This is a genomic window from Lactobacillus gigeriorum DSM 23908 = CRBIP 24.85, assembly GCF_000296855.1.
In the GTDB taxonomy this organism is placed as follows: Bacteria; Bacillota; Bacilli; order Lactobacillales; family Lactobacillaceae; genus Lactobacillus; species Lactobacillus gigeriorum.
The window spans coordinates 17,640-42,153 of sequence record NZ_CAKC01000044.1 but is presented as its reverse complement, the minus strand read 5'-3'; the positions used below and the strand labels follow the sequence as shown (position 1 = coordinate 42,153).

Annotated in this window: 36 protein-coding genes; 34 read left to right on the top strand and 2 right to left on the bottom strand. The window is 34.9% G+C overall.

The window, feature by feature from the left end:
- Positions 1–119 precede the first annotated feature (119 nt).
- Both BN52_RS04585 and BN52_RS10110 read left to right on the top strand, forming a co-directional pair.
- A complete protein-coding gene (locus tag BN52_RS04585; protein WP_008473108.1) occupies positions 120–881 on the top strand; it encodes a phage repressor protein/antirepressor Ant in 762 nt (253 codons plus the stop codon).
- A 10-nt stretch (positions 882–891) separates the two neighbouring features.
- Entirely contained in the window at positions 892–1,062 is a 171-nt protein-coding gene (locus tag BN52_RS10110; RefSeq protein ID WP_008473107.1) for a hypothetical protein, read from the top strand.
- Between the two features lie 24 nt (positions 1,063–1,086).
- Here BN52_RS10110 and BN52_RS04580 read toward each other — a convergent pair whose 3' ends face one another.
- Positions 1,087–1,404: a hypothetical protein gene (locus tag BN52_RS04580; RefSeq protein ID WP_008473106.1), complete on the bottom strand. Its 318-nt coding sequence runs from the start codon at positions 1,402–1,404 to the stop codon at positions 1,087–1,089.
- Positions 1,405–1,484: 80 nt separating this feature from the next.
- On the opposite strand from BN52_RS04580, the gene BN52_RS04575 reads away from it, so the two are divergent.
- From BN52_RS04575 to BN52_RS10530, 4 genes are all read left to right on the top strand, one after another.
- The gene (locus BN52_RS04575) at positions 1,485–1,691 is read left to right on the top strand and encodes a helix-turn-helix domain-containing protein (RefSeq protein ID WP_082621081.1); all 207 of its coding nucleotides are present in this window, start codon (positions 1,485–1,487) and stop codon (positions 1,689–1,691) included.
- Positions 1,675–1,974: a hypothetical protein gene (locus tag BN52_RS04570; RefSeq protein ID WP_008473105.1), complete on the top strand. Its 300-nt coding sequence runs from the start codon at positions 1,675–1,677 to the stop codon at positions 1,972–1,974. The genes BN52_RS04575 and BN52_RS04570 overlap by 17 nt, the downstream gene beginning before the upstream one ends.
- Positions 1,975–2,059: 85 nt before the next feature.
- The gene (locus tag BN52_RS10285; protein WP_157685042.1) at positions 2,060–2,221 is read left to right on the top strand and encodes a hypothetical protein; all 162 of its coding nucleotides are present in this window, start codon (positions 2,060–2,062) and stop codon (positions 2,219–2,221) included.
- Positions 2,221–2,343, top strand: coding sequence for a hypothetical protein (locus BN52_RS10530; protein ID WP_008473104.1), 123 nt, complete (start codon positions 2,221–2,223; stop codon positions 2,341–2,343). Before BN52_RS10285 ends, BN52_RS10530 begins: the two co-directional genes overlap by 1 nt.
- Before the next feature lie 16 nt (positions 2,344–2,359).
- On the opposite strand, the gene BN52_RS04565 is transcribed toward BN52_RS10530, so the two are convergent.
- Positions 2,360–2,869, bottom strand: a complete 510-nt coding sequence (locus BN52_RS04565; RefSeq protein ID WP_008473103.1) for a hypothetical protein — start codon at positions 2,867–2,869, stop codon at positions 2,360–2,362.
- A 182-nt stretch (positions 2,870–3,051) separates the two neighbouring features.
- Between BN52_RS04565 and BN52_RS04560 the strand changes: the two genes are divergently transcribed.
- The 28 genes from BN52_RS04560 to BN52_RS09625 all read left to right on the top strand — a co-directional run bounded on the left by BN52_RS04560 (position 3,052) and on the right by BN52_RS09625 (position 24,505).
- Positions 3,052–3,276 (top strand): hypothetical protein, encoded by a 225-nt coding sequence (locus BN52_RS04560; RefSeq protein WP_008473102.1) that lies wholly within the window; start codon positions 3,052–3,054, stop codon positions 3,274–3,276.
- Entirely contained in the window at positions 3,269–4,171 is a 903-nt protein-coding gene (locus tag BN52_RS04555) for a conserved phage C-terminal domain-containing protein (protein WP_008473101.1), read from the top strand. The genes BN52_RS04560 and BN52_RS04555 overlap by 8 nt, the downstream gene beginning before the upstream one ends.
- Positions 4,172–4,187: 16 nt before the next feature.
- Positions 4,188–4,445 carry a hypothetical protein gene (locus tag BN52_RS04550; RefSeq protein ID WP_156640944.1) on the top strand — a complete coding sequence of 86 codons (258 nt, stop codon included), beginning with the start codon at positions 4,188–4,190 and terminating at the stop codon, positions 4,443–4,445.
- Entirely contained in the window at positions 4,438–4,830 is a 393-nt protein-coding gene (locus tag BN52_RS04545) for a hypothetical protein (RefSeq protein ID WP_156640946.1), read from the top strand. The genes BN52_RS04550 and BN52_RS04545 overlap by 8 nt, the downstream gene beginning before the upstream one ends.
- Before the next feature lie 21 nt (positions 4,831–4,851).
- On the top strand, positions 4,852–5,319 hold the full coding sequence (locus BN52_RS04540) for an ArpU family phage packaging/lysis transcriptional regulator (RefSeq protein ID WP_008473098.1): 468 nt from the start codon (positions 4,852–4,854) through the stop codon (positions 5,317–5,319).
- Between the two features lies 1 nt (position 5,320).
- Entirely contained in the window at positions 5,321–5,758 is a 438-nt protein-coding gene (locus tag BN52_RS04535; protein WP_008473097.1) for a RusA family crossover junction endodeoxyribonuclease, read from the top strand.
- Between the two features lie 26 nt (positions 5,759–5,784).
- Positions 5,785–6,012 (top strand): hypothetical protein, encoded by a 228-nt coding sequence (locus tag BN52_RS04530; protein ID WP_008473095.1) that lies wholly within the window; start codon positions 5,785–5,787, stop codon positions 6,010–6,012.
- 776 nt (positions 6,013–6,788) lie between these two features.
- Positions 6,789–7,067, top strand: coding sequence for an AbrB/MazE/SpoVT family DNA-binding domain-containing protein (locus tag BN52_RS04525; RefSeq protein WP_008473092.1), 279 nt, complete (start codon positions 6,789–6,791; stop codon positions 7,065–7,067).
- Between the two features lie 33 nt (positions 7,068–7,100).
- Positions 7,101–7,424: a type II toxin-antitoxin system PemK/MazF family toxin gene (locus tag BN52_RS04520; protein ID WP_008473091.1), complete on the top strand. Its 324-nt coding sequence runs from the start codon at positions 7,101–7,103 to the stop codon at positions 7,422–7,424.
- A gap of 210 nt (positions 7,425–7,634) precedes the next feature.
- A complete protein-coding gene (locus tag BN52_RS04515; RefSeq protein ID WP_008473090.1) occupies positions 7,635–7,832 on the top strand; it encodes a hypothetical protein in 198 nt (65 codons plus the stop codon).
- On the top strand, positions 7,816–8,376 hold the full coding sequence (locus BN52_RS04510; protein ID WP_008473089.1) for a DUF2335 domain-containing protein: 561 nt from the start codon (positions 7,816–7,818) through the stop codon (positions 8,374–8,376). Before BN52_RS04515 ends, BN52_RS04510 begins: the two co-directional genes overlap by 17 nt.
- A gap of 34 nt (positions 8,377–8,410) precedes the next feature.
- Positions 8,411–8,581, top strand: a complete 171-nt coding sequence (locus tag BN52_RS10100; protein WP_008473088.1) for a hypothetical protein — start codon at positions 8,411–8,413, stop codon at positions 8,579–8,581.
- Positions 8,582–8,653: 72 nt separating this feature from the next.
- On the top strand, positions 8,654–9,151 hold the full coding sequence (locus BN52_RS04505) for an HNH endonuclease (protein ID WP_008473087.1): 498 nt from the start codon (positions 8,654–8,656) through the stop codon (positions 9,149–9,151).
- A 158-nt stretch (positions 9,152–9,309) separates the two neighbouring features.
- Positions 9,310–9,768 (top strand): phage terminase small subunit P27 family, encoded by a 459-nt coding sequence (locus BN52_RS04500; RefSeq protein ID WP_008473085.1) that lies wholly within the window; start codon positions 9,310–9,312, stop codon positions 9,766–9,768.
- Positions 9,755–11,674: a terminase TerL endonuclease subunit gene (locus tag BN52_RS04495; RefSeq protein WP_008473084.1), complete on the top strand. Its 1,920-nt coding sequence runs from the start codon at positions 9,755–9,757 to the stop codon at positions 11,672–11,674. The genes BN52_RS04500 and BN52_RS04495 overlap by 14 nt, the downstream gene beginning before the upstream one ends.
- Positions 11,667–11,852 (top strand): DUF1056 family protein, encoded by a 186-nt coding sequence (locus BN52_RS04490; RefSeq protein WP_008473083.1) that lies wholly within the window; start codon positions 11,667–11,669, stop codon positions 11,850–11,852. Before BN52_RS04495 ends, BN52_RS04490 begins: the two co-directional genes overlap by 8 nt.
- Before the next feature lie 3 nt (positions 11,853–11,855).
- Positions 11,856–12,986, top strand: a complete 1,131-nt coding sequence (locus BN52_RS04485; protein WP_008473082.1) for a phage portal protein — start codon at positions 11,856–11,858, stop codon at positions 12,984–12,986.
- Positions 12,967–13,680 carry a head maturation protease, ClpP-related gene (locus BN52_RS04480; RefSeq protein ID WP_008473081.1) on the top strand — a complete coding sequence of 238 codons (714 nt, stop codon included), beginning with the start codon at positions 12,967–12,969 and terminating at the stop codon, positions 13,678–13,680. Before BN52_RS04485 ends, BN52_RS04480 begins: the two co-directional genes overlap by 20 nt.
- A gap of 19 nt (positions 13,681–13,699) precedes the next feature.
- Positions 13,700–14,890: a phage major capsid protein gene (locus BN52_RS04475; protein ID WP_008473080.1), complete on the top strand. Its 1,191-nt coding sequence runs from the start codon at positions 13,700–13,702 to the stop codon at positions 14,888–14,890.
- Positions 14,891–15,011: 121 nt separating this feature from the next.
- Complete coding sequence (locus BN52_RS04470; protein WP_008473078.1) at positions 15,012–15,368, top strand: head-tail connector protein; 357 nt, start codon at positions 15,012–15,014, stop codon at positions 15,366–15,368.
- Entirely contained in the window at positions 15,325–15,663 is a 339-nt protein-coding gene (locus BN52_RS04465) for a phage head closure protein (RefSeq protein ID WP_008473077.1), read from the top strand. Before BN52_RS04470 ends, BN52_RS04465 begins: the two co-directional genes overlap by 44 nt.
- A gap of 1 nt (position 15,664) precedes the next feature.
- Positions 15,665–16,069, top strand: a complete 405-nt coding sequence (locus tag BN52_RS04460) for an HK97-gp10 family putative phage morphogenesis protein (RefSeq protein ID WP_008473076.1) — start codon at positions 15,665–15,667, stop codon at positions 16,067–16,069.
- Positions 16,066–16,437 (top strand): DUF806 family protein, encoded by a 372-nt coding sequence (locus BN52_RS04455; protein ID WP_008473075.1) that lies wholly within the window; start codon positions 16,066–16,068, stop codon positions 16,435–16,437. The genes BN52_RS04460 and BN52_RS04455 overlap by 4 nt, the downstream gene beginning before the upstream one ends.
- Positions 16,438–17,118, top strand: coding sequence for a phage tail protein (locus tag BN52_RS04450; RefSeq protein ID WP_008473074.1), 681 nt, complete (start codon positions 16,438–16,440; stop codon positions 17,116–17,118).
- 65 nt (positions 17,119–17,183) lie between these two features.
- Entirely contained in the window at positions 17,184–17,591 is a 408-nt protein-coding gene (locus tag BN52_RS04445; RefSeq protein WP_008473073.1) for a phage tail tube assembly chaperone, read from the top strand.
- Between the two features lie 35 nt (positions 17,592–17,626).
- The gene (locus tag BN52_RS10095; protein ID WP_008473072.1) at positions 17,627–17,797 is read left to right on the top strand and encodes a hypothetical protein; all 171 of its coding nucleotides are present in this window, start codon (positions 17,627–17,629) and stop codon (positions 17,795–17,797) included.
- A 24-nt stretch (positions 17,798–17,821) separates the two neighbouring features.
- The gene (locus tag BN52_RS10400) at positions 17,822–19,201 is read left to right on the top strand and encodes a phage tail tape measure protein (RefSeq protein ID WP_008473070.1); all 1,380 of its coding nucleotides are present in this window, start codon (positions 17,822–17,824) and stop codon (positions 19,199–19,201) included.
- A gap of 546 nt (positions 19,202–19,747) precedes the next feature.
- Positions 19,748–24,505, top strand: coding sequence for an NlpC/P60 family protein (locus BN52_RS09625; RefSeq protein WP_008473068.1), 4,758 nt, complete (start codon positions 19,748–19,750; stop codon positions 24,503–24,505).
- The last annotated feature ends 9 nt before the right edge of the window (positions 24,506–24,514 follow it).

Sequence of the window (24,514 nt, the reverse complement as noted above, 5' to 3'; positions counted from 1 at the left end):
CAGATCCTTCTGATATTACTCAAAAAATGCTTGATAAAATGGCGGAAGTATATAATATGCCAAAGAAATTCTTTTTTTTGAAATAATTATTCGGATTAAAATGAATAAAGAGGAGAATTATGAATACACAATTATTTGACTTTGAAAATCAACAAGTAAGAACAGTGATCATTGATAGCGAACCTTACTTCGTTGGAAAAGATGTAGCTACAATTCTTGGATATGCCAGAACTGCAGATGCCTTGAAATCTCATGTAGATGAAGAAGATAAGCTGACTCGGCAATTTACCGACTCAGGTCAAAGACGTGAAATGGTAATCATCAACGAATCAGGATTATACAGTTTGATCCTGAGTTCCAAGTTACCAACCGCAAAGAAATTCAAGCGTTGGGTAACAAGCGAGGTACTTCCAGCGATCCGCAAACACGGAGCATACATGACAGATGAAAAAGCTTTTGATGTTGTTAACAACAAAGAGGGTTTGGCTAGCCTTTTACAACAAGCCGCTGATCAATTACGTGAAAAAGACATTTTGATTGCAGAAATGAAACCAAAAGCATTGTTTGCTGATTCAGTTGCTACAAGCGAATCTACTATTTTAATCGGAGAATTAGCTAAGATTTTACGCGGAAACGGAGTAGAAATTGGTGCAACACGACTTTTTAGATGGTTAAGAGAACATGGCTACTTAATTAATCGAAAAGGTAGCGATTGGAACATGCCAACTCAAAAAGCAATGAATTTAGGCTTGTTTAAGATTAAAGAAACAACCATTAATCACTCAAACGGTACAACATCAATCAGCAAAACACCAAAAGTTACCGGTAAAGGACAACAATACTTTATCAATAAGTTTTTGAAAACTATTGAATTTGTATAGGAGAAAAAAGATGACTGATCAGAGGATGAAAGCGTTATTTAAAGTAGAAAAAAACAATTTGAACGATCTCCAAAATTTATTAGGTAGAGCTAGAAAACAAGCGAAAGCTTTGGAAAGTACTTTAGATGAAATAAATAACTTTCAAATAAGAAAGGAAAACAAAAAGTCAGAATTCAAATGAGAATCCTGACCATAAGAAGAGAAATTAAACATTTTCGAATAATTTTCTTTCAGCATAAGCCTTTACAGCTGCTTCTTTCAACTCGTCCCAAGAATTGAACTTTGTATGTTCCTTCACCGATTGTTCAATTACAGAAGAAGGAATTTTACTAAATGTAGCATCACTGCTTACATCATAATTAGGAAACAGCTCTTGAAGTGAAGAAACATTAGTGTTTTCTTGCATAAAAGATATTGGAAACAGTTCCTTAGCAGATAGAGTATGTTCGCCAGTCAATTTCTTGGCATTGTTTTCAAGAGTATTGAGCTTACGTTGAAGTTCATCGAAACTTGTTAACTCCATTTATTCACCACCTTTCTTATTAGGTATTTAACATTATACCACTAAATATAGTGGGTACAAATTATTGGAGGCACAAAATAATGTGGAGTAAAGTTGAAAAAATATTAAAAGAAAGAAACTTGACAATTTACAGATTATCGAAAATGACAGGTATCTCAGACAACACCCTTCGTAATTATCGCCTGAAGCATTCAGAACCAAGCTTTACCAACGCATGCAAGATTGCTGATGCGTTGGGTGTCAGTCTAGATGATTTAAGAGAGGATAAAAATGGAAATCGCAGTTGATGAAAAATCATTTGAAAAGATTGTTGATGGGATCATGGCCAAACGTGGCTATGTTCCTGAAGAACAAATTGTAGGGAAAACAATCAATGTTCAGGAATTTGCAAAAAAATATTGCAAGCCACATGGACAGGCTTGGGTTAAGCGAAACATCTTATATGTTTTCAAACCTGACTGGGTAAGCAATATCCATCCTGGCAGAGGTGGGAAGATGACTATTTTTGAATATCCTGCTGCCATTTGGATGAATGAGCATAGGAAGGAGATTGATTGGGATGCTAAGTAGAGATCAACAGTTGGGCTTAGTGATTGCCTTGGGTTTCATTCTGTTCTGGTTGGGATCATTTATCTTAATCTAGCGAGGTATGACTTTGATAGAAAAAATATTGATCTTGCTAATGATTATGGCAACAGGATTTGTAACATTCTTAACGATTAAAGTAATTAGTACGGGAGATAGCAATTACCTGTTGATTATGGTTCCAATCGTTATGTTGTTATTGATGTTAATTATTGTAGGAGGTAATGAATAATGCGAATACCAAAACGACAAAGCCAAAAAACAAAAGAAGGATTGATTGCTGCAAGCAATGCAATTTATGATCCTTTGAAAAAGAAAAAAGCCGGTCACAACAGTGATCGACTTGAATTCTAAAACTGATTAATACCATTTACAGCTGTGAAGCACGGTGTAAATATCTAAGTGCCCAATACATTTGATCGTTGCTAATAACTGGTGGATTAGTCAATTTAATAAGTCTCTTCTTTTCGTTAATTATGAAAGTGAACATAGTTTTATCAGCTGCAAACGTTTGGTGTTGGCCTAGATACTGGAAAGCCATAACAACGCTAATAGAAGACCTAGGAGCAACATTTATAGGTGTCGCATCTGAAACGATTGGATCACGTTCATCACCTTGCAAAATTACAGGATATGGACTTGCTGAGAAATCACAACCACTAATAGGATTTTTAAAGGAAATATTAGTAATAGTGGTAGGCCTTGAAGACATATTAGAGATTAGGAAATTAGCATTTATTTGATTTCCAATTGATGAAATCCATTGCAAGCGGATCTTAGTTTTTATGTGTTTTTCTCGATAAGTAGAGATTAGCGAGATAGTTGAAAAAATCAAAGAAATAACAGCAACGGTACAAGAAATAATTTCAGAAGGAGACATATAAACCTCATGACTTACTATGACGACGACTTTAATAACAACCATGATTGGTGGAAGATTGTTCTACCAATTCTGTCTATTATTTTAGCAATAATCGCAATTTTGTTTGCTATTTTGTAACAAAAAAAGCCGTTCACAACAGTGAGCGACTCAAATTCTAAAACCAAGGAGAATTATACCAAATGGAAGCAAGAAAAGAAATGGATTACTTAAAAAAAGCTAGATCAACGATGGTTAGCTATCATGGCATGGAGATACCATTGATTAATTTAGTAAGCGATGCATTGAAGTATGGTGAAAATAGCGATCCTGGTATTGAGCTAAAGAAAATAAGACAAGGGGATGCACTAATTGATTCTTTGACCAATAAGGTTATAGACATGCTAGGGGTAAAGAAAAATGGTTAGACTCATTAAGAAATACAACAATTACTACACAAATATATCTAACAACTTGGTTCAAGATAGCAGTCTTTCATGGAAGGCACGTGGAATATTTATCTATCTATGGAGCCAAGCAAACGAATGGCAGTTCTATGTTAGTGAAATAGCAAAGCATTCAACTGATGGCGAGCGAGCTTTAAGAAGCGGATTAAAGGAATTGGAAGAGAAAGGCTATTTAAAGCGCGTCCACAGACAAAGCAATGACGGATCTTTTGATGGAATGGACTGGATTTTAAGCGATGATCCAAATATCAACCATCATAGCCAAAACGCCATCGATGGCGAAAAAGCAGAGAATGAGCCGAAAATGCTACAAAATGCATCCGATGCAAAACGCATAGGATGCGAAACGCATTCGATGCAAAAGGGCGGACTAATAAATATCAATAACAATAATTATCAATATAAAAAAATATCAAAGATAATAAATGAAAAGAATTATGATAAGGAAAATATACCTTATGAAGAAATAGTTGATTATCTAAACCTTAAAACTGGTCGTTTCAATGATCCAATTCATAAATTTAGGAGTACAGCTAATCTAAGTAGAAAATTGATTAAGGATCTTTGGCAAAAAGGATCTAGATTAGACGATTTTAAAACAGTTATTGATATTAAGTGCTCTCATTGGCTAGGTACGGATAAGGAATATCTTTTAATACCAGCAACGCTATTCGATCCAACTAATTTCGAAAAATATTTACATCAAAAATTGTGGTATAGATCTGGTAGCATCCCTAAAAGGAATAAGAAAGAAACAGCTACAGACTGGAGCAAGAAGCAGCCAACATATGATCCAAATGTAGATTTGGAACAAATATTTGATGACCTTGATGATAGGGATGAAAAGAATGCATGAAAAGGAGAATGGAAGTATGGATTATAGAAAAGAATTAACAAAATGGGCAGTTCCATTGAAAGATCCAGATAAATTTGTAAGCCAGGAAAAAACTGTAGGCGTCATTAATAAATTGCAGGTAAAAGCAGAATCGCTAAAGGATGAAAATCAAATGCTTAGGGATGAAATACTAAGAACTAAGATAGAGAATAAAAAGCTAAAAGCAGAGCTTCATGAGATTCATATCAATGCATTAAAGATTATTTTTACAACAAGTGGTGTTAATGGTGACTGATAAGGAAAAAGAGAGATTCTATGATTTGATCCATAAGCTAGAAGAAAGATATGGCTCGATTACATCAGTACCGATAAGAAATCGAGATTTGAATACTTTGTGGGAATTAGTGGGGAATACCAAAGAAGAAATTATGAAGTATATACAAAGAAAAGAAGTTAATCTTGAAGCAACCAAAAAGAAAAAAGCCGTTAAAAGAAAAGCTAAAATAAGCCATCATTACAAACCTGGTGATTCGGTAACTGATGGCTGGAAAACTTATGCTTTCGATAAACAATTAAATTTACAGTTTATAAGCTATGGAAGTCATGCAACGTATAAGATAAGCAAAAAAGAACTTAAAGAGCTTAGAGGTATGATTTTGGGAAATGCGGAACTAATTTAGAACTGGAGTGAGTATAAAAATATGGAATTGATCAGTTTCTTTACAGAAGAACTCGATAGGGATGAGACAAAAAAGCGCGTAAAAAAGTTTTTTAAGCGCGATTTTGAAAAAGCCTTGAATTACTCACAATTCCGCAGATCAGATGTTACTAGTCCTAGTTTTGATCCAACAGGCGTAAGTTCACATGGGACTAACCACGTTGAGAATAAATTCATCAGGAATACTATTGCCGATATTTGTGTTACGAGAACCATATTAGCAATAAATCAATGCACTAACGATACTCAAGCGATTATAAAAAATAAGTTTTTGTTGGGATTACCGGACTATGTTACGTATGAAAGGATGGCAATAAAAGATAGTCAATTCTATAGACTACAAACGAAGGCACTTTTAGAATTTGCCGAAGTATTTGATTCCTTACAAGAAAAATATCCTCTAAAAATTGATAAGTTAGCTATTTATAGCGAGAAAAAGAAAGGATTATAAATTGGAAATCTATGATGATTTGAAATATTTTATCCCCGGAAATCCAGTAGGAAAGCAAAGAGCAAGAGTAGTATCAGGCCATGCTTATACGCCGATGAAGACTCGTATTTTTGAAGAAACAGTAAGATATTATGCATTAAAGAAGTTTGGAAATAAAAAACCTTATGATGGGGATGTAAGAGTTACGGTCGATTTGGGTTATGCAATTCCAAAAAGCTGGCCTAAATGGAAAAAAGAAGCTGCTGCAAGAAATGATATTAGACCTGCAAAGAAGCCAGACGTAGATAATGTGCTTAAATCGGTTTTAGATGGCATGAATACTAATTTACGTTCTGGCAAAACGGGCATTTATTTGGATGATAAGCAGGTAATTTATATTAGTTGCGAAAAATGGTACAGTTCAGATCCAGGAGTTTGGGTTTGGGTAGAATTTGTTTAGCGATATGAATTGATGAGGTGAATAAAATGAAATCGGGATTTTTAGTTAGATTAATTGATAAAGAAACAATTCTGTTAACTGATACAGAATATGACTGGGAAATTTACAACAAAGCAGATAATTGTTTCATTCAAGGATATGGAATTGAAGATTACAATCCTTTTATGTCTTTCAGTCAAAGGGATGTTTCAGAACTCTATATCAATATGAACAACATTCTTTATGTGAAACCAATAGAATACGAGTTAAATTAAAAATGGGAGTTTTAAGGGTGAAACGTGGGAGTTCTAGGGGAGAAAAATACCTTTATTATAGTATTGTCGAGTTGAAAGGATATAAAAGAGGTCCAAAGTACGCCGAGACCTGCATAAAGCTTAATTATCATCCCAGGTTCTGAGCTTGCAGCAGCGACACAACTCGATAATGTTATACTGATGATTTATTGTTGTACGAAAACAGTCTAGCCATAAAATTTTAAAAAGGAGAAATCCCTTGTAATTTTTTTATTTATAGTATTCTGTACAGCAAATTCATTAGTTAATCAACTTATTTTTCTTTTATTAGTTGGTAGTGGTGTATGGCTACAAAAAAACAAGGTCCGATTCCTTGTACCACAATTGGTCGATTACATCGATCAGAGCTTCAATAATAAAATCTATAACTGTAAACGGCGACTTTAGGTGCATCGTGGGTTCGATTCCCACCGCCGTTTTAGGGATGTATGATTGCATCCCTTACATAGTTGTAAAAGGGTCTTAAATTTCATACGTGTGTAATTTGATACCTCCAAGTTAGAAGCAAGTGATACGCTGGCGCGATATTAAGTAGGTTCGATTCCTGCTGTATCACATTGGGCAAATGCCCGTAAAAATATCTTGTATACGATACGATTCAATATTATTTTAGTTAATACCTAACAGTCAGTAGCTAGCACATAAGACGAGATGTGCTAGCTATTTGTTTAGCAGTTAATCATCTTTACAATGTAGACACATAAGTATATACTGAAAATGTAAATGGAGGTTGTCATATGTGCACTGTAAAGTTAAGTAAATGGGGGAATTCTAATGCTATAAGAATTCCGAAAGAGATTCTTACGAAAGCTGGAATTAATGATCCCTTTGTTGAATTTTTGGTAACTGTTGATAAAGATAAGATTATTTTAGAAAAGAAAAGAAAACCACAAAATTTGAAAGAACTTTTTTCTGGCTTTGATTATAAAAAGTATTGGGAAGAAGAAAGAAAAAATGCAAAAGGCAAGTCTTTAGAGTTGGATTGGGGAAAACCTGTTGGTAAAGAAGTATTTTAATTTGATATTCGCCTTGAGAGGAGGTGAATATCATTGGTAAAACAAGGTGATATCATCATGGTTAATTTTGATCCAACTAGTGGTCATGAACAACGTGGGTATAGACCTGCATTGATTGTTTCCAATAATGATTTTAATCGCATTAATAATGGACTTGTAAAAGTTGTACCTATAACAACAAATATGAAAGAATTCCCACTTCATATTGAATTGCCAGAAGGCTTGGCTGTTTATGGTAAAGCATTACTTGAACATGAAAGGTCGATTGATATTTCTAGTAGAAGCTATAAAATTGTGGACACTGTTCCATCAGACTTTTTACAAGAAATATTGGAATTGATTAGTTTTACATACTAAAAAATCACCAGCTTGCAACTGATGATTTAGCTTATATACTTGCTTGAACTAACACTAGTATATAAGCTATTTTTGTTTATTTCAAGGTTAACGCGAGATGCTGGCTATTCGCTTACCAATTATTATCAAATATTATTAAAAGTGAAACTCTAGAATTTACTATGATTAGCTATTATTGTAAAATAACGATATATAAAGGAGCTGTTTTGTATGCATAACTTTATAAATTTATCGATAAAGATTTTTACTGATATAGCTGAAATTCCAGGCGAAACATTAAAGTTATTTATTGGGCAAAAGCAAAAATATCAAATTGAAGAAAATTATGGGGGGTTTACCATAAATGACTGGAAAAAGGTAGGTAATGATATGAAGCGAGGATTAATTAGCTTTGGAAAGTCAAAATGATAAAGTCCTAAATAATTTAGATACTTCCGATAATGTTAATCAAGATGAAAAGGTATCTCAATCTAATATTGTTGAAAGTAAAAAAGAACTAAGTCAAAATGATAAAGAAATAATTGCGCAGGTTAGAAGTTTACCACTTACAAATGAGGAAAAAGATAATCTTATTGCAACTATGGAAATGTATAGTGGGCCAATCCCACATCCTAAAATATTAGCTGGATATCAAGCATTATATCCGGATGCTGCCAAAAAGATTATTGATAATGGTATTGAAGAATCTATTCATAGGCGAAAGCTAGAAACAATTAAGCAGAAAAGAAGAGGACGCTTGGCTTGGGTTTCAATGATTTTTCTTGTGGTCTTTTGTATCTTATTTATATTATGTTCATTTTATTTGATATTAAAGGGACATAAAATTATTGGTAGCATTTTTAGTGGGACATCATTTATAGTAATGGTTGGATCGCTGTTGAATAATATTAATGAGTTATCCGATAATAACGAGTTAGCTAGTGAAAATAAGGATAAGAACAAGTCAGATTAATTTTCTGGCTTTTTTATTTTGTCGGAGGGATGCAATGAATTTCAAAGATTGGGAGATTGAAGCAAAAAGAAAATGCGATTTATTAAAAGTTAGAATCAAAGAACCTCAAAAAGATATTGATGATTATACTTGGCACTTGATGCATAAGCTACTTAGATCATATCAAAAGGACTATAGTATTTTGATTCATATGAATAATTCATAACTTCATATATGTTATGAACCAAGAGTTAATTTAAACAAATAATTGACAATGTAGAATTGAAAAGAAGATTGGATGCCTAAAGTTAGAAGATGTAGACATGTAGGCTGTCACTCATATGCAGAGAGTGGCAGCTTTTTTTGTACAAATCATAGAGACGATGAAATAAGATATGAACGATCAAATCAATATATGCAACAAAAGATGTACAGCAAAATCAAAAGATATGCTGAGCCGGATAAAGCAGAACAGAATAAGTTTTATCACACAAAGAAATGGCGATCCTTAAGAAGCATCGTGATCGATCGCGATTTAAATCTATGCCAATATTGCAGAGTTAATGGCAAATTAACAGAGGGTAAGATAGTTGATCACATAATGCCTTCTGAATTGTTTGCTGGTCATCGTGCGGATCTGGAAAATTTGGTTTATTGCTGCCAATCATGTCACCATTACAAAACAATTTGGGAACAACATTATTATGGGACAGGCAAAAACAATAAACGCACAGGAAATCCACCAATACGGGATATAAAAATAATTTCGAAATTAATGATGATGTATAAGCACTAAAAAGCAGTTCTAAGAGCTTAAATATTCAGTGGCTATAGTTATAATAAAAGATTATTTTTGCATCCCCCGGGGTGATAATTCGCACGGAGAATCCGCACGTGAGGCGTTCGCTTTTATGACGCAAGGATTTTTCAAAAAATTTGAAAGGGGGGTTAAAGATGGCGAATGTTGATCTATCAAAGCCGAAAGTACCAACACAAGCACCAAAATGGTTAGGAACTTACGGCAAATATTTATGGCCTAAAATTGCTAATTATCTGAACAAAAATCCAAAGATTTTAAGAGCTGATGAATATCTGGTTCAGCAATATTGCTCTGCTTATGATCTATATCGAACGGCTTATGATGATATTCAAGAAAATGGGATACAGCAAGCTATCTATAAAACCTCCGTCAATCCAGTAAATGGTGACATAGTAAACAAAGATTTTATGGGCTTTCGTAAAAATCCCGCTTATCAAGTGTTATCTGATTCGTTAAACAAGATGGCTTCTATTGGTCATGAGTTAGGATTAAGTCCTAAAGCACGATCGGAACTGTCGGAATTAAGCGAACCAACAGACAATAAAAAATCTATTTCAGATTCAATGAGGGAATTCTTTAATGCAAAGAGTTGATTTAACCCAAACTCATGATGTATTGGGTGCCTATAAAAATATTGATTTTAAAAATATTCGTGAAAGATATCAGGATCCTGGAACTACTTATGCTTTTGATGTGCTAGATGGAAAAATTATTGCTCCATATAAGATACAGCTAGCTTGTTTTAGACATTTAAGAGACTTGCAAAGGCAAAACACCAGCGATTTTCCATATCACTATGATGTAAACTTGCTAAATAAGTTCTTGAAGTTCGCTGCAATATGTCCAACTGGAGAATCTGTTAATAAACTTGTTAAGCTCGAACCGTGGCAAAAGTTTATTTACTCTCAAATGTTAGCTTGGCGCGATGCCCAAGATTATAAGCGATTTACGCGAGTAATCCTGTCAATGGCACGACACAATGGAAAAACATATCTAATGGCACTCCTGATTGTCTATGAATTTTTGATTGGTTCGATTGGTAAAGCAAACCAAGATTATCTTGTATCTTCAATAAATTACAAACAGACAACTAAATTGCTTGGATATGTAAAAAAGACTCTGCAGCATGTTCTACAAGTCGAACCATTTAAATCTTATGGTGAAGAGGTCGGATTGAGTTCGGACAGCTTAACTAGTCAATCAGATACTATAAGAATGAGGCAAAATAATAACCGAATTCTTGGGATTACCTACAATGCAGGATCTTATGATGGATTTCATTTCAGTTTAGCTATAGGTGATGAATTTGGGCAGATAACCGACTCACAGGGAGTATCAGATATTACCACTGGACAAACCAGATCTAGTAATGATGATCATACAGACTATCAATTTGTACAAATATCCACAGCTTATCCAGATCCCACAACTCCTTTTCATAAAGATGAAGTTACTTCCATGGAAAACATGGAGCGAGATTTTGACAGAACAAGCGGTGATAACTATCTATGTTTAGTTTGGGAACAAGATAATAAAGATGAATTGTTCCAGGAAGCAACTTGGGTTAAATCCAATCCTTTGGCTTTGATGGTTCCGCAAATGATTGATGACCTGAAAAAGGCCCGCTCAAATGCTTTGATGACTGATACAATAACTAAATTTGAGAATAAGTCTTTGAATATCTGGCTTGAGCAATCAGCTACAAGTTTTTTAAAGTTAGATGACGTAGTTGATGCAATTGATAATGACTTTGTGATTGATGGCAGGGATGTATACATAGGACTCGATTATTCTATGTTTTCTGATAATACTGCTATTGGGTTTGTTTATCCTTATGAAGTTAATGGGCAAGCTAGATGGCATATTGAACAGCATTCATTTATTCCTTTTAATCAAGCAGGATCAATTGAAGTTAAGGAAAATCAGGATGGTTTAGCTTATCGAGAATTAGAAAAAAGGGGATTCTGTACGATCACTGGACACCCTGATGGCATCATAAATCCTGAACAAGTTTATCGGTGGTTAATTGAATATGTGAACAAACATCGTTTACATGTGATTTTCTTTGGCTATGATAGGTTTGGATCTTATCAAGTAAAGAATATTACTGAAAGCTTGATTGCTAATACTGAGTGGGCAGTAATGGATGTGGCTCAAAGAACTTCAACTTTGGGTAATCCAACAAAATTCTTACAAGAAATCTTTTATACGCATGCTGTTTCTAGGCCTGATGATCCAGTATTAGAAAAGGCCTTGCTTAATGCAATTGTAAAAGAAGATAAGATCGGTATTCAGATCGATAAGAATGCTGCATCGCTAAAAATAGACGTTGTAGATGCAATAATTGATGCATTATATCAAGGAATGTATCATTTCGAAGATTTTGGAATGGTAAATGATCGTTCTAAGCAAGTTGAAAGAATGACGCAACAACAAGTGCTTGATTGGTTCAATAATCCTGATTCAGGACTGTTAGGAGGTGGAGACTTTGATGATTAAACAACTAGTAAAAATTTTGTGGCGATTTCTCGATATTTTGCTGTATATTTTAGGATTTGGTGCGATTATTTTCGCACTTTTTTTGTGGAATGATATAGCAGGCATGATTGGCACTGGTTTAGTGCTATTACTGACATGTTTATTGATTGATACGCTTCCTAGAAATGGAGGTGATTAATGAATGCCAATATTTAATTTTGCCAAACAAGCAACTACCTCAATTATGACTAATGAAGACTTGGTAACATTTTTAAATCCATCAGATGATAATGGTTATGTTTCAGCCTCTACAGCTTTAAAGAATTCAGATATTTATTCATTGATAATGCAACTATCTGGTGATATGGCTTCTGTTAAATATCAAACTAGATCAAAAAGAATTCAAAATTTAGTAGATAATCCAACGCCAACCACTAATGGCCATGCTTTTTGGCAGGCAATCAGCGCTCAATTATTGTTATCTGGTGAAGCTTTTGCCTATAGAAACAGAAATATTAATGGCGTTGATATGAATTGGGAATATCTTAGACCCTCTCAAGTTGTTTCTAGAATGTTAGATGATGGATCAGGACTAGTTTATGATATTAGTTTTGATGAGCCTAAAAGAGGAACGCTTTTTAAAGTACCACAATTTGATATTCTTCATTTTAAATTATTGTCAACAACAGGTGGTAAAACTGGATTAAGTCCACTCTCCGCTTTAGCTACAGAATTAAAGATCAAAGATTCATTTAACAAATTGACTTTACACTCTTTGGATCAATCTGTAATGGCGCCTGGAATTTTGACAGTAAAAGGAGGAGGCTTGTTAGATTGGAAGGTTAAAAAAGCTAGAAGTCAGATGTTTTTGAGACAGGTTCAAGGTGGTAAAGGACCTATAGTGTTGGATGACCTTGAAGAATATCAACCATTAGAAATTAAATCCGATATTGCTAAGCTCCTATCACAATCAAATTGGACTGGTAAGCAAATTGCTAAAGTTTATGGAGTACCTGATACATATATTGGAGGTCAAGGGGATCAACAATCTAATATTGACCAAATTACAGCTGTCTATGGTCGAACATTAAAAAGATACGTGCAATCAATAGTTTCAGAACTAAATAATAAGTTGAATGCAGGCTTTACGATAGATTTAAGACCGGCACTTGATACTGTAGGTGATGATTTTGCTAGCCAACTTTCTGTGATGGTAAAGGATGGAGCTTTAGGAGCTAACCAAGTTCAATATATCCTAAAAGAAACAGGATATTTGCCCAATAATTTACCAGTAATGCAAACGGAAGGGGGTGATGCAAGTGCCGACAGTTAATATTAAAGGGGTTATTTCTAGCGATGACAATGCGGAAATCTATCAATGGTTTGGATACACTGCTGTTACGCCTTCTAGTGTGGCTGATCAGTTATCAGAAGCTGGTGGGGAAGACGTAATTGTAAATATTGGATCTAATGGCGGGGATGTTTTTGCAGGATCTGAAATTTACTCGGCTTTAAAAGAATATCCAGGTAAAGTAGATGTTCATATTACAAGCTTAGCAGCATCCGCTGCTTCTTTTATCGCAATGGCTGGTGATAGTGTACAAATATCTCCTACTGCTCAGATTATGATCCATCGGTCATCCACATCAGCTAGTGGAAATACCGATGCAATGGCGAGTGCAAAGCAAGCAACCGATTCAATTGACACTATGCTTGTTAATGTTTTTCATAAAAAGACAGGCATTAAATGCGAAGCTTTGTATGACATGCTTAAAGCAGAGACATGGATCAATGCAGAACAAGCCGTAAAACAAGGCTTTGCGGATAAAATCTTGTTTGAAGATGAAGAAGCAGATGTAACGGATAATGTTTACAACGGCGTAGGCTTAATATCGCTAAGCAGAAAACAGATTAAAGATATTAAGCAAATCCTACATCCTAAGAGAGTGACCGATGATGTCGATAAACTCACAGATAAGAAGTCTAAGACCGAGCAAGTTAAATATAAGCTCGGTCTTTTGTTTTAAATAAAAAGGGGGAAACCTAATGAATAAATTCTATGAAGCTTGGCTTAGTGCAGGTCAAAAAGTAACCGACTTGCAAGCTAAGCAACAAGAGATTGCTTTAAAAGCGGTTAATGATCCTGATTCTGTCTCAGATGAAGAATTAGTTCAAATTAAGGATCAATTGGCAAAAGCACTTAAAGTAAGAGATTTTGCTAAGCAAGCATATGATGATTATGTAGAAACAAGTGAAACTGCATCAATTGAGGATAAGATTGTTAAATCTCCTGCTACTGTAGAACAAATAAAGGCAGAAGATATTACAAAGCAATTTATTAATGACTTCAAAGATGTAGTTACTTCTGCTCAAGAAGGCAAGGGTGGTGCTGGTTTAACAATTCCAAGTGATATTCAGTATCAAATTAGAGAATTGAGACGTACCTTTGTTTCACTTGAAAACTTGGTAAACGTTGAAAATGTCAATAATCCATCAGGAACTCGAGTTTATGAAAAGTCCGCTGATATTACGCCACTTTCAAAAATTGATCAAGAAGATGGCTCAATTCAATCCATCGATGAACCAGAATTGACTACAATTAAATATCTTGTTAAGCGCTATGCAGGATTAATGACTGTAACCAATACGTTGCTTAAAGATACTGCAGAAAATATCTTAGCTTGGCTCAATAACTGGATTGTTAAGAAGGACGTTGTGACAAGAAATACTGAAATTCTTGCTACTTTAAAGAAGGGAACGAAGACAGCTCAATTAGCTAAGTTTGATGATATTAAAGATTTAGTACTTGCTACTTTAGATCCAGCTATTGCAGCAACTTCTAGTTTTGTCACTAATCGTACTGGATTTTCGATTTTAGCTAAGGTTAAGGATGCTCAAGGCAGATATTTAATGCAACCATCTGTAACTAATCCTGAAATCTACCAAATCGAAGGAAAGACAGTGACTGTAATTGATGACAAGTTCCTTCCAGATGATACTGGCAAGCACCCGCTATACTTTGGTGATTTTAAAGAAGCTATTACTTTATTTGATCGTCAAAATATGACTATTGATGCAACTAATATTGGTGCTGGTTCATTTGAAACAGATACTGTAAAGATTCGTATAATTGATCGCTTTGATACTCAGCTTATTGATCCAGATGCCTTTGTATCTGCACCATTTACAGCAGTAACAGATCAAGTAGCAGCAAGTACAGCTAGTAGTCCCAAATAAGCCGACTGAAGCTAGTACAGTAGCAGAAATCAAACAATATCTTGATAGCATCGGTATTGTGTATGGCTCTCGTGCTACTAAGTCAGAGTTATTAGGATTGATCGATTAGGGGTTATGCGTTATGGCAAACTATTTATCTGTTGATGACGGACTTAAGCGATCATTAGGCTATTTAGATGATGATGATCTATTAGATGATGCTTCAATCACTCGATTACAGTCTAGTTTGGTTGCAGCAGAGAATTTTGTTCAAAGAGCAGTTGGGGATGCAGATGAAAGCTTTTATAAATCAGATGATGTATTTGATTTATATAAGCTAGCTTGCTTTGCAATTGCAGGCAACTGGTTTACACATCCTTCTAGTGCTAATTCAAGCACTACAGCTAAACAAATAATTGGTCAATTGCGAGCAAGGTATGATGAGGTGATTATCAATGGTTCAACTTCAGGAAGCGTGCCGGCTGAACACGGTAATTGAGTTCGGTACTGTAAAATCGTCAATCAATCGAACCAGAGGGGTTACAGAAAAAACTTTTGTAGCTAAATTTAAAACATTAGGCGGTATTTATAGCCTAAATGCATCTCAAATTGTTCAAGCAGTCAGCTCAGACTGGAATAGTACAGTTATCTATCTAGTTCATCATCGTAGAAATTGGGATGATATTGATTTAGCTAAAATTGGCAATCAACTGTTTGAAGTAACCGGCATTTTTTCTGATCCATATATCAATCCAACTGCTTATGATCAGGTTACGTTAAGAAAGAAGAATTGATATGGCTGATAGTCTAGAAAAACAATTAAATGATTTTGCTAAGGGATTAGATAAGCTGCTTCCAAGTACCGCTCAAAAACAAATGGCTGTAGAAGCAGGAGCAGAGGTATTAAGAAATGCGATTGCTTCAACTGCTAAAAGAAAACACTATTCCAAACATAATGATGAAGTATATGGCCACATGGCTGACAATGTAATAATCCAAAGAAGCAATTCTGAAGGAATTAAGAATGGAACAGCAATAGTTGGATGGAAAAATTATCGACATGCTGCTAATGCAATGTATACCAACGATGGCACTGTAAAAATTGTTGGTGATCATTGGTTAGAAGTAGTAAGGGAAGAAAACAAAGAAGCTGTTTTTGCTGTTCAAAAAGAAATCTTGAGAAAGGCGATGAAATCATGATTGCTCCTGCTGTTGAAATCTATGATTTGATTGCTAATGAAAATTATTCATGGCTAGATGATATTGTTATTGGTCAGAGACCTAATGATGTAAGTGAGCAAAAAACGACATTGAGAATTACAGATTCTGTCCAAACACCCACTTTTCATCATAGTAATCGGCCAGTAGCTACTTTAGCTGGTGAAGAAATTCAAATATTTTTTAAAAAAGAGGCTCTTATTGAGCCGTACGAAATTAGGACAGTCATAGAAAATCTGTTAATGGATAATGGGTGGCTGCTTTCCAGTGAAAGACCACAATATTTAGATCCAGATACTGAACAGATTACTATGACCTTTTTTGTTATGAAGAAGATAAGGAGAAATTAAATGGCTAATACACCAGGATCAGCTACTCATGGTATTAAAGCAACATATTTTGCCATGATTGACGATGAGCACAAAGTTATTGCAGATAATACAAAGGGATTATCTACTTCAGGTATTTATAGACCTCATATTGGTGTTATGGGTACCACTGCTGCAAATTACCAAAACTTAGATGCAGCTGGTAATTCTCAATATGCAGATAATGAATCTAAGAGAAATACTCGACCATCACAAACACCTACTCTTGAACTATCATTCCTTGATATTGGTTTTACTGAATCCAATAAACTAACTGGTTATGTTCAAGGTGAAGATGGCGGATGGTCACGTGGAAAAATTGCACCACATTTTGCAGTTTTAACAGTTGCAGATACTTTAGATGGCGGTTTGCTTTTTGAAGCATTTGGATATGCAACAGGTGTAGATGCAACTCATAACCATCAAACTGATAACAATGATGAACAAGATGTAACACCAACATTTACTGCAACAGGTTATGGTGCATTTGAAACTACTGATGGTGAAAAATTACCATATCGTAAGTGGCTTTCAACTGATGCCAAATTTGATTTTGACAAGATGATTAATACTGTATTTCCAGGATTCAAAGCCGATGGTGAAGGCGAAGATAATGTTCCGTCATTCAAAGGAACCAAGGCCAAGCCTGTACCTGCTGTGTAAGTTCTGATTCAGGTTCACATTAATTAATTATGTAGGGTGGGATGGGTAGGTAAAGGAGAAAAATTATGGCTTTAATTAGAATCGATGCAAAACCTTTTAACAGTGATAAACCTTACTTTATTGTGAAACCAACTGGTACACTTTTTGATGCTGCTATCAATCTACAATTGGAAATGGTTGAACAAGATGAACTCCCTGAAAATGGTGGAGTAATTGAAATCTTTAAAAAGCAAAAGCAACTAGTTGATGACATTGAAAAGTTTTTAAAGAAAGTACTTGGATTAACTTCTAAGCAATATAAAGACTTCAACGAAGCTAACGAAAAAGAAACAGTAATGACCTATACTTCTTATGTTGTGGCCATGCTTCAAGGATATACAGAAGGAACCTTTGAAGAATTTTTAAAGGGAATTAATGACATCAATGAGGATGAAACCGACCCAAAAGAAGATCAATCCAAAAGCGAAAATTAATCTTTGATCTAAAGCGAAAACATAATGATTATCTGTTGTTAAAAAGAACTCTGTTAAAGCAAGGCGTAATGCCAGATCAGATTGATAATCAAGATTATTTTGATCTACTTGAGGTATTATCTGCACCAGATGAGCTTGTTCCTGATTTTGCGGATACCTCAAGCAATAATAGTAGCTCATATGACAATGTTAAATGGGCGGATTAATTTATTTAGAGGGGAGGTAGATTAATGGCAAAAGTAACTGAATTGATGGCTACTAAAATTGACATCAATACTGTAGAAGCTTCAAAATCTGTTAAAGGACTTCAATCGGCAATTAGAGCAACTACTGCTGTTTGGAAGGCTCATGAAGCACAAATGAAATCGGCTGGGGATGCATTAGGTGCTGCTAAAGAAAAATACAATGGGCTAACCAAAAATATCGAGTTGCTTCAAGAGCGTTTGAAGTATTTACGAGATGAGCAAGGAAAAATTGATCAGAGTACAGAAAAAGGTGCTGTAGCATATAATAAGTATGCAAAACAGATAGCCAATTCTGAACGTCAATTAAATTCTTTAGTAGGACAGCAAATTAGAACTAAAGAACAGTTAAAATATCAAGAAAGCGGATTGGCTAAGCTTCAAAAAAACTATAATTCAATCTCAGCTCTATCTAAATCTTACATTGTTAAATTAGAGACTGAAGGGAAAAAGTTTGAAGCTAATAAAGCAAAAATCAGTAGCTATAGAGTATCGATTGATAATTTAACCAAACAATTAAAGCTTCAAGAAGCTGAACTAAAAAAGATAGGCTCCAGTTCAAGTGCAACAAGTGAAGCATATATTAAACAGAAGATTAGGATAAATGAAACAGCAACTTCTATTGCTAAATATCGCAAAGAGTTAACTGAAGCTGAAAGAATTCAAAATAAATTTTATCCTACATCAATATGGAATAAAGTTGTTAAGGGAGCTACTGAAGCTGAAAACCGCATTCACAAAATGAATTCGGTTGTGTCAGAAGGTCTCTCTAAAACAAAAGCATCAGCATCAGCAATTGTAGGAGGAATAGCTGTTATAGCTAACCAAGCCTTTAAAGGGGCTAAGAAAGTTCAAAATCTTCAACAATCGTATAAAGAGATTACAAACCTTGCAGTTCTTGGCGGTGAAAAAGAAAAAGAAGTAACCAAGGCTGTTGCAGAAATGCAAAGGCAAGGAAGAGAGATGTCCATTAAATATGGTAAATCTCAAGAATCAATTGCCGAAGCATATGAAGATCTTGTGAAGCGAGGCTACACCACAAAACAAGCTCTAGGTGCAATGCAAACAGAATTACAAGCATCTGTTGCTTCTGGTGATGATTTCAAAGATGTAGTTACAGTATCAAGTCAGGTCCTTGAAGGTTTTGGCATGAGGGCCAAATCAACTGCTGGAATGACCAAAAATACCAAGGATGTAGTCAATCAACTTGCTTATGCAGCTGATATGACATCAACCGGGTTTCAAGATTTAGGTGTAGGGATGAGCTATGTTTCTTCAGTAGCTCACCAAGCTGATATATCATTAGCAGGAACTGCTTCAGCAATGGGGATTCTTAGTAATAATGGGCTAGATTTGCTGGCCTCCTGATTGGTAACTTTCAGGTAATAAAACTTGTTAATTCGGGGAAGGCTAAGTTATGATATAATTTAATCAAAGAACCGGGGGTGTTATTCATGAAAAAGATCATTAATTTTGTTAAAGATTTTTGGCTAGTTATACTAGGATTTATTGTATTATATGCCATAGCATTTTTTATTTTTGATCATTTTTTTGTGCAAATTGTGTCAACCCTCGTAATTGGTAGCTTGGTTTTAGCAATTATTTATATTTTTATTGCTATTATAAATTTTTTATAATACGCTAATCCCGAGCCAAGCTTAGTGGAAACGCTAAGAAGGTGTAACGACTAGAAAAAGTAAGCTAAAAACGAAGACATGTGAAAGCATGTCTTTTTTCATGCGAAAATTTCCACGAAGGCAAGTAATCCTATTAGGATTAAAAGATAGTCTGAACAATATGGAAACATATTGAAGTATGAGATAAAGAGCTTGTACGTTAACAAATTGAGAAGCTGATAAAGCTGGTACAGGATTAAGAAAAGTTATTCAATCGCTTCAGTCAGAGATTGGAAAGATGGGTAGCAAGGGCAATATCCTGGACAAGCTACAAATTAAAAAATCAGATTTAGTAGATTCTAATGGTCAGTTGAGAGATCTATCTACTATTTTTGAAGTTATTAATAAGCATACTAAGAATCTAGATTCTGTTGATAAAGGTGTGATTTTTAAGTCCTTATTTGGAACAACAGGATCACAGGCAGGTGCAATTTTAGCGGCTAATTATAAAGAACTAAGAAGTTTAACTGGTGAAGTAGAAAAAGCTGGTAAGAATGGTACCTATGTTCAACAATTAGCCAAGAAAAATGGAGAAACAGCTAAACAAGCTCAAGCACAATTTAAGCAAGCAGTAGCTTCAGTGCAAATGTCTTTAGGAACAGCACTTCTTCCCACAATTAGTAAAGTATCTAAAGCACTTGAAAAATTTTTGCTTTCTAAAGATGGTCAAAAATTTCAAAAAGATTTTGGAAATGTAATAGCTCATATAGCTGATAAGTTAGGAAGTTTTATTGATTTCCTAATAAAAAATAGAAAAAAAGTTGTAACCACTGTTAAGAGCCTTTTAATTGCATGGGGCCTTTTAAAAGGAATAAAAGTTATTGGCGTACTAGCTAAATTAAAAGATGCAATTAAAGGTGTAAAGGCAGTTAGCGATGTATCTAATTTAGAACGCGGTTTAACTGGGATCGGTAATACATTCCGTAAACTAAAAAACATAAAGTTTAAATCTCTAGGTAGTGGATTGCTAACCAGAATTAAATCTCTAGGTAGTGGATTGCTAACCAGAATTAAATCTCTAGGTAGTGGATTGCTAACCAGAATTAAATCCATTGGTACTAAGGGTGCATCTTTAGCAAAATCAGCTGGTAAAAAGATTAGTTCTGCTTTTACTAAATCATTGGACTTTGGTAAAGGATTATTTGGTAAAGGTCAGGGAGCAGGAAAACTTACAGGGCTATTACAATCTGCTCATAGTGCAGGTGGTTTTAACAAGTTATCCACAGCTGGAAAAGTTGGTACTGGATTAGCTGGTATTGGTGTAGCTGCAACAGCTGGTGTTGATATTTATCAAGGGCTAAAAGCTAAAACCAAAAAAGGTAAGTATGAAGGTATTGGTAAAGGTATTGGCTCTGCAATCGGCGGTGGCATTGGTCTTTGGTTTGGTGGCCCTTTAGGTGCTGCAATTGGAACTAAAATTGGTGAAACTGTTGGTAAATGGGGTGGCAAGGCTGTTCTCTCATTCCAAAAAGGGTGGAAGTCGAAAAAACCACCTAAAAAGTTCTGGAGTCTTGAAAACTTAGGCTGGTCAACTCATGATGCTATTAGTAAAGCCATAAAATGGGGTTCGAATGTAGTAAAAAGTTTCAGTAAAGGCATTAAATCTGCAATCAAATGGGTTAAGAGTAATGCAAAAGAATTAGTTTTAACTTTTATTAGTCCGATTATTGGGATTCCTGCTTTACTTTATAAAAATAATCCTAAGTTCCGTAAATGGGCGGATAGCATATTTAAAGGATTGAAAAATGCTTGGAAAGGTATGACCAAGTGGATTTCCAATCTTGGAAAAAATATGGTTAAGTTCTGGAAGAAAGCTTGGGATGGAATCGGTAAATGGTTCGGAAATATTGGCAAAGGCATTCAAAGAGGCTGGAACGGATTAACATCATGGATTGGTAAGTTGGGCCATAACATGGTTAAGACTTTCAAAGGTGCTTGGGATGGAATAACCAAATGGTTTAATGACTTAATCAAACCAATAAAAGATGGCTTTAATGCTATTATCAATGCTCCTGCTAAATTGTGGAAACGGGTAACCGGTCATGCTGCAGGAACAAATTGGCAAGGGAAGTATCCAGAGCTAGCCATGCTGAATGATGGCAATGATTCTCCTGCAACTAATAATAGAGAAGGAATCATTCATAAAGATGGCTCTATTGAAATAGTCAAAGGTAGAAATGTCCTTAGATTGTTAATGCCGGGCGAAGAAGTAATCAAAGCTTCTGACATGGCTAGAATGTTTGGCAGAGCTGTACGCCATGCAAATGGAACCATCGATTTAGCTAATAAGAATTTTGAAAAGAAGACTATTACAATTGATAATAAGCTTGATGATAAAGATTTAACCGTCAATCTTAAAAAATTGGTTGCAACGACTGACAAAATTCATAAAGAAGCTAAGAAAAAGAATGATACTAGAAAGCCTAAACAAGATCCAAATAATCCTACTGATCAACCAATAACTCATAAAAAAGGTTGGGTAACTATTGATAAAGGCTTCTTTAGTGCTTCTGGTAAATTAACAGGACAGTTTATTACTGTTAAAAAGTCAGAAGTAGAAGCTTTTAATAAAAAATTGGTTGCTGCTACCAAAGCTTCTAGAAGAAAAACGAGTAGAACTAGAAGAAATTCTAGTGAAAAGAGTTCAAACTCTGGTTCTACAACAAGCTATAGCAAAGTAGAAGCAAGCGTTACTGGTTCTAAATCCATTGAAAGTCTAGAAAAATTAATCTCTAAAGTAAAGGGAACACACGGTTCAAAAATCAAATTTTCTGTTTCTGGGACAAAATCTCTTAATGGAATAAACGACAAGCTTAAAAAAGTTAAGCCATCTAAAAAGATAAAAGTTTCAGTTACTGGAGTAAAAGATGCTAATAAGAACCTGAGTTCATTAACTTCAAAATTTAAATCCTTATCCAAGGCAATTAAAACGACTTCTGGTGGAGCTAAAGATTATGCTGCTTTAACTAAGAAGCTAAAGACAGAATCCAAATCATTGGAGAAAACTCTAACAAAGGATTGGGACCATACTTGGGATACAAACGATAAGAAGTTTAAATCTTATCAAAAGAAAACTATCTCACTAACAAAGGCCTTAGTAGGCTCAATGAAAAAAGATTTTACTTCTTTGAGCACTACTACCATCAAAATTTTTAACAAGATGTTAAGTAGCCTTGTTCAAATTACTGGCAAAGCTATTAATCGAGTTATTAAAGTTCTTAATTCAGGAATTAATCAAGTTAATAAGGTTATTTCTGAATTTGGAGGTAAAAAGACAACCATTAGTACAGCAGGAATGGTTAAGTATGCAACAGGTACTGGATTCTTTAGCAATACCAGACGTGCTATTACTAAGCCAACAATGGCTGTTGTAAATGATGGCAATGATTCTCCTGAAACTGGCAATCAAGAAGCTATTTATCGTCCTTCTACTGGTCAAATAGGATTGTTTAAAGGCAGAAATGTCCCTACTCTATTGATGCCAGGGGATGAAATCTTTAATGCTACTGAAACTAAAGCATTAGGATTAACTCATTTTGCTACTGGAACAGGGTATCTTAAAAAGCTTTATAAGGAAGCAGAAAATTATATATCCAAACCGACAAAATCCCTACATAAAATGTTTAATTTTAAGTCTTCAGGTAAAGGCGGAATTAACCAAATTGTTAAGGGTGTATACGATAAAGCCGATAAACAAGTTTCTACATGGTGGAAACAATTGTGGGATATGGTTCAAGAGAAGATTGATGATTCTACCTCTGATGAAGATGCCACAGGTTTGTTAAAGGCTGTAGAAAAATATGGTGAAGGACATAAATATGTCTGGGGTGCTGAAGGCCCTAATGTATTTGACTGTTCTGGATTAGTAAAATATGCCCTTAAGAAAATGGGGATTGATTACCCTCACTTTTCGGGTAGTCAATATGCTCAATCTAAGAAGATATCTGAAGCAGAAGCAAAGCCTGGCGATTTAGTTTTCTTTGGTCCTGGTGGTGGCACCCACGTTGGTGTATATGCTGGCGGAAATAAGATTTATTCAGCAATGAATGAACGTGATGGAATTGGTATGAGTACGATCAGTTCATTCAGTAGTGAAGGTAAGCCTTTATTTGCTAGAGTACCCGGATTAAAGCATAAAGAGTCTGATCCAAAAGTTAAAGCTGATAACAAGCTTCAGAAGAAGATTAAAGATCAAGTAGGCAAAGGTTTTTGGAAAACAATTAATAAGATTGCTGATGAGTTCGGATTTGGAAACATGTCTGGACATGCAGCAACTATGGGAATGATAGAAGCTGCAGCCAAAAAGATGCATGTTAATTTGCCACCCGGTTATGCCAAACGCTTGATGCAAGTTATTGTTAACGAATCTGGAAATCGTTCAATAATGCAACAGATTCATGATGTTAACTCTGGTGGTAATGAAGCTAGGGGGATTTTGCAATATGTTCCAGGAACATTTGCGAATTATGCAATGCCTGGACATAAGAATATTTGGAATCCTTATGACCAACTATTGGCTTTCTTCAATAATTCAGATTGGAGAAATGCAATAGGAATGACTACCATTTGGGGACGTACTAAGATGGATTGGTTGCATTCTGGGCCTCAAGGTCATAGAAGATTTGCTAATGGTGGTATTGTTTCTAGTGCTCAATTGGCTTGGGTTGGTGAAGGGAGAGATTCTGAAGCGATAATTCCTTGGGATATTACCAAGCGTGGTAGAGCTTATCAATTGCTTGATAAAACTTTAAAACGATTTAAAGCTGATGATCCTACCTTAGAAATAGGCAAAGAGCCGGACTACACTCAAGAATTTAAGAACTTAAGTGCTAAATTCGATCAATTGCTAAGTCTGGTAAGTATGTTGTTAGCACAACCACAATTAATCCAGACAGATGTTAAGCTTGACGGAAGAACTATGGCTCAACAGTTATCCAAGTACAACAAAATATTGAACAAAAAGAATTTCAATAAAGCTAAATTTAACTTAGCATAGAGGGGATGA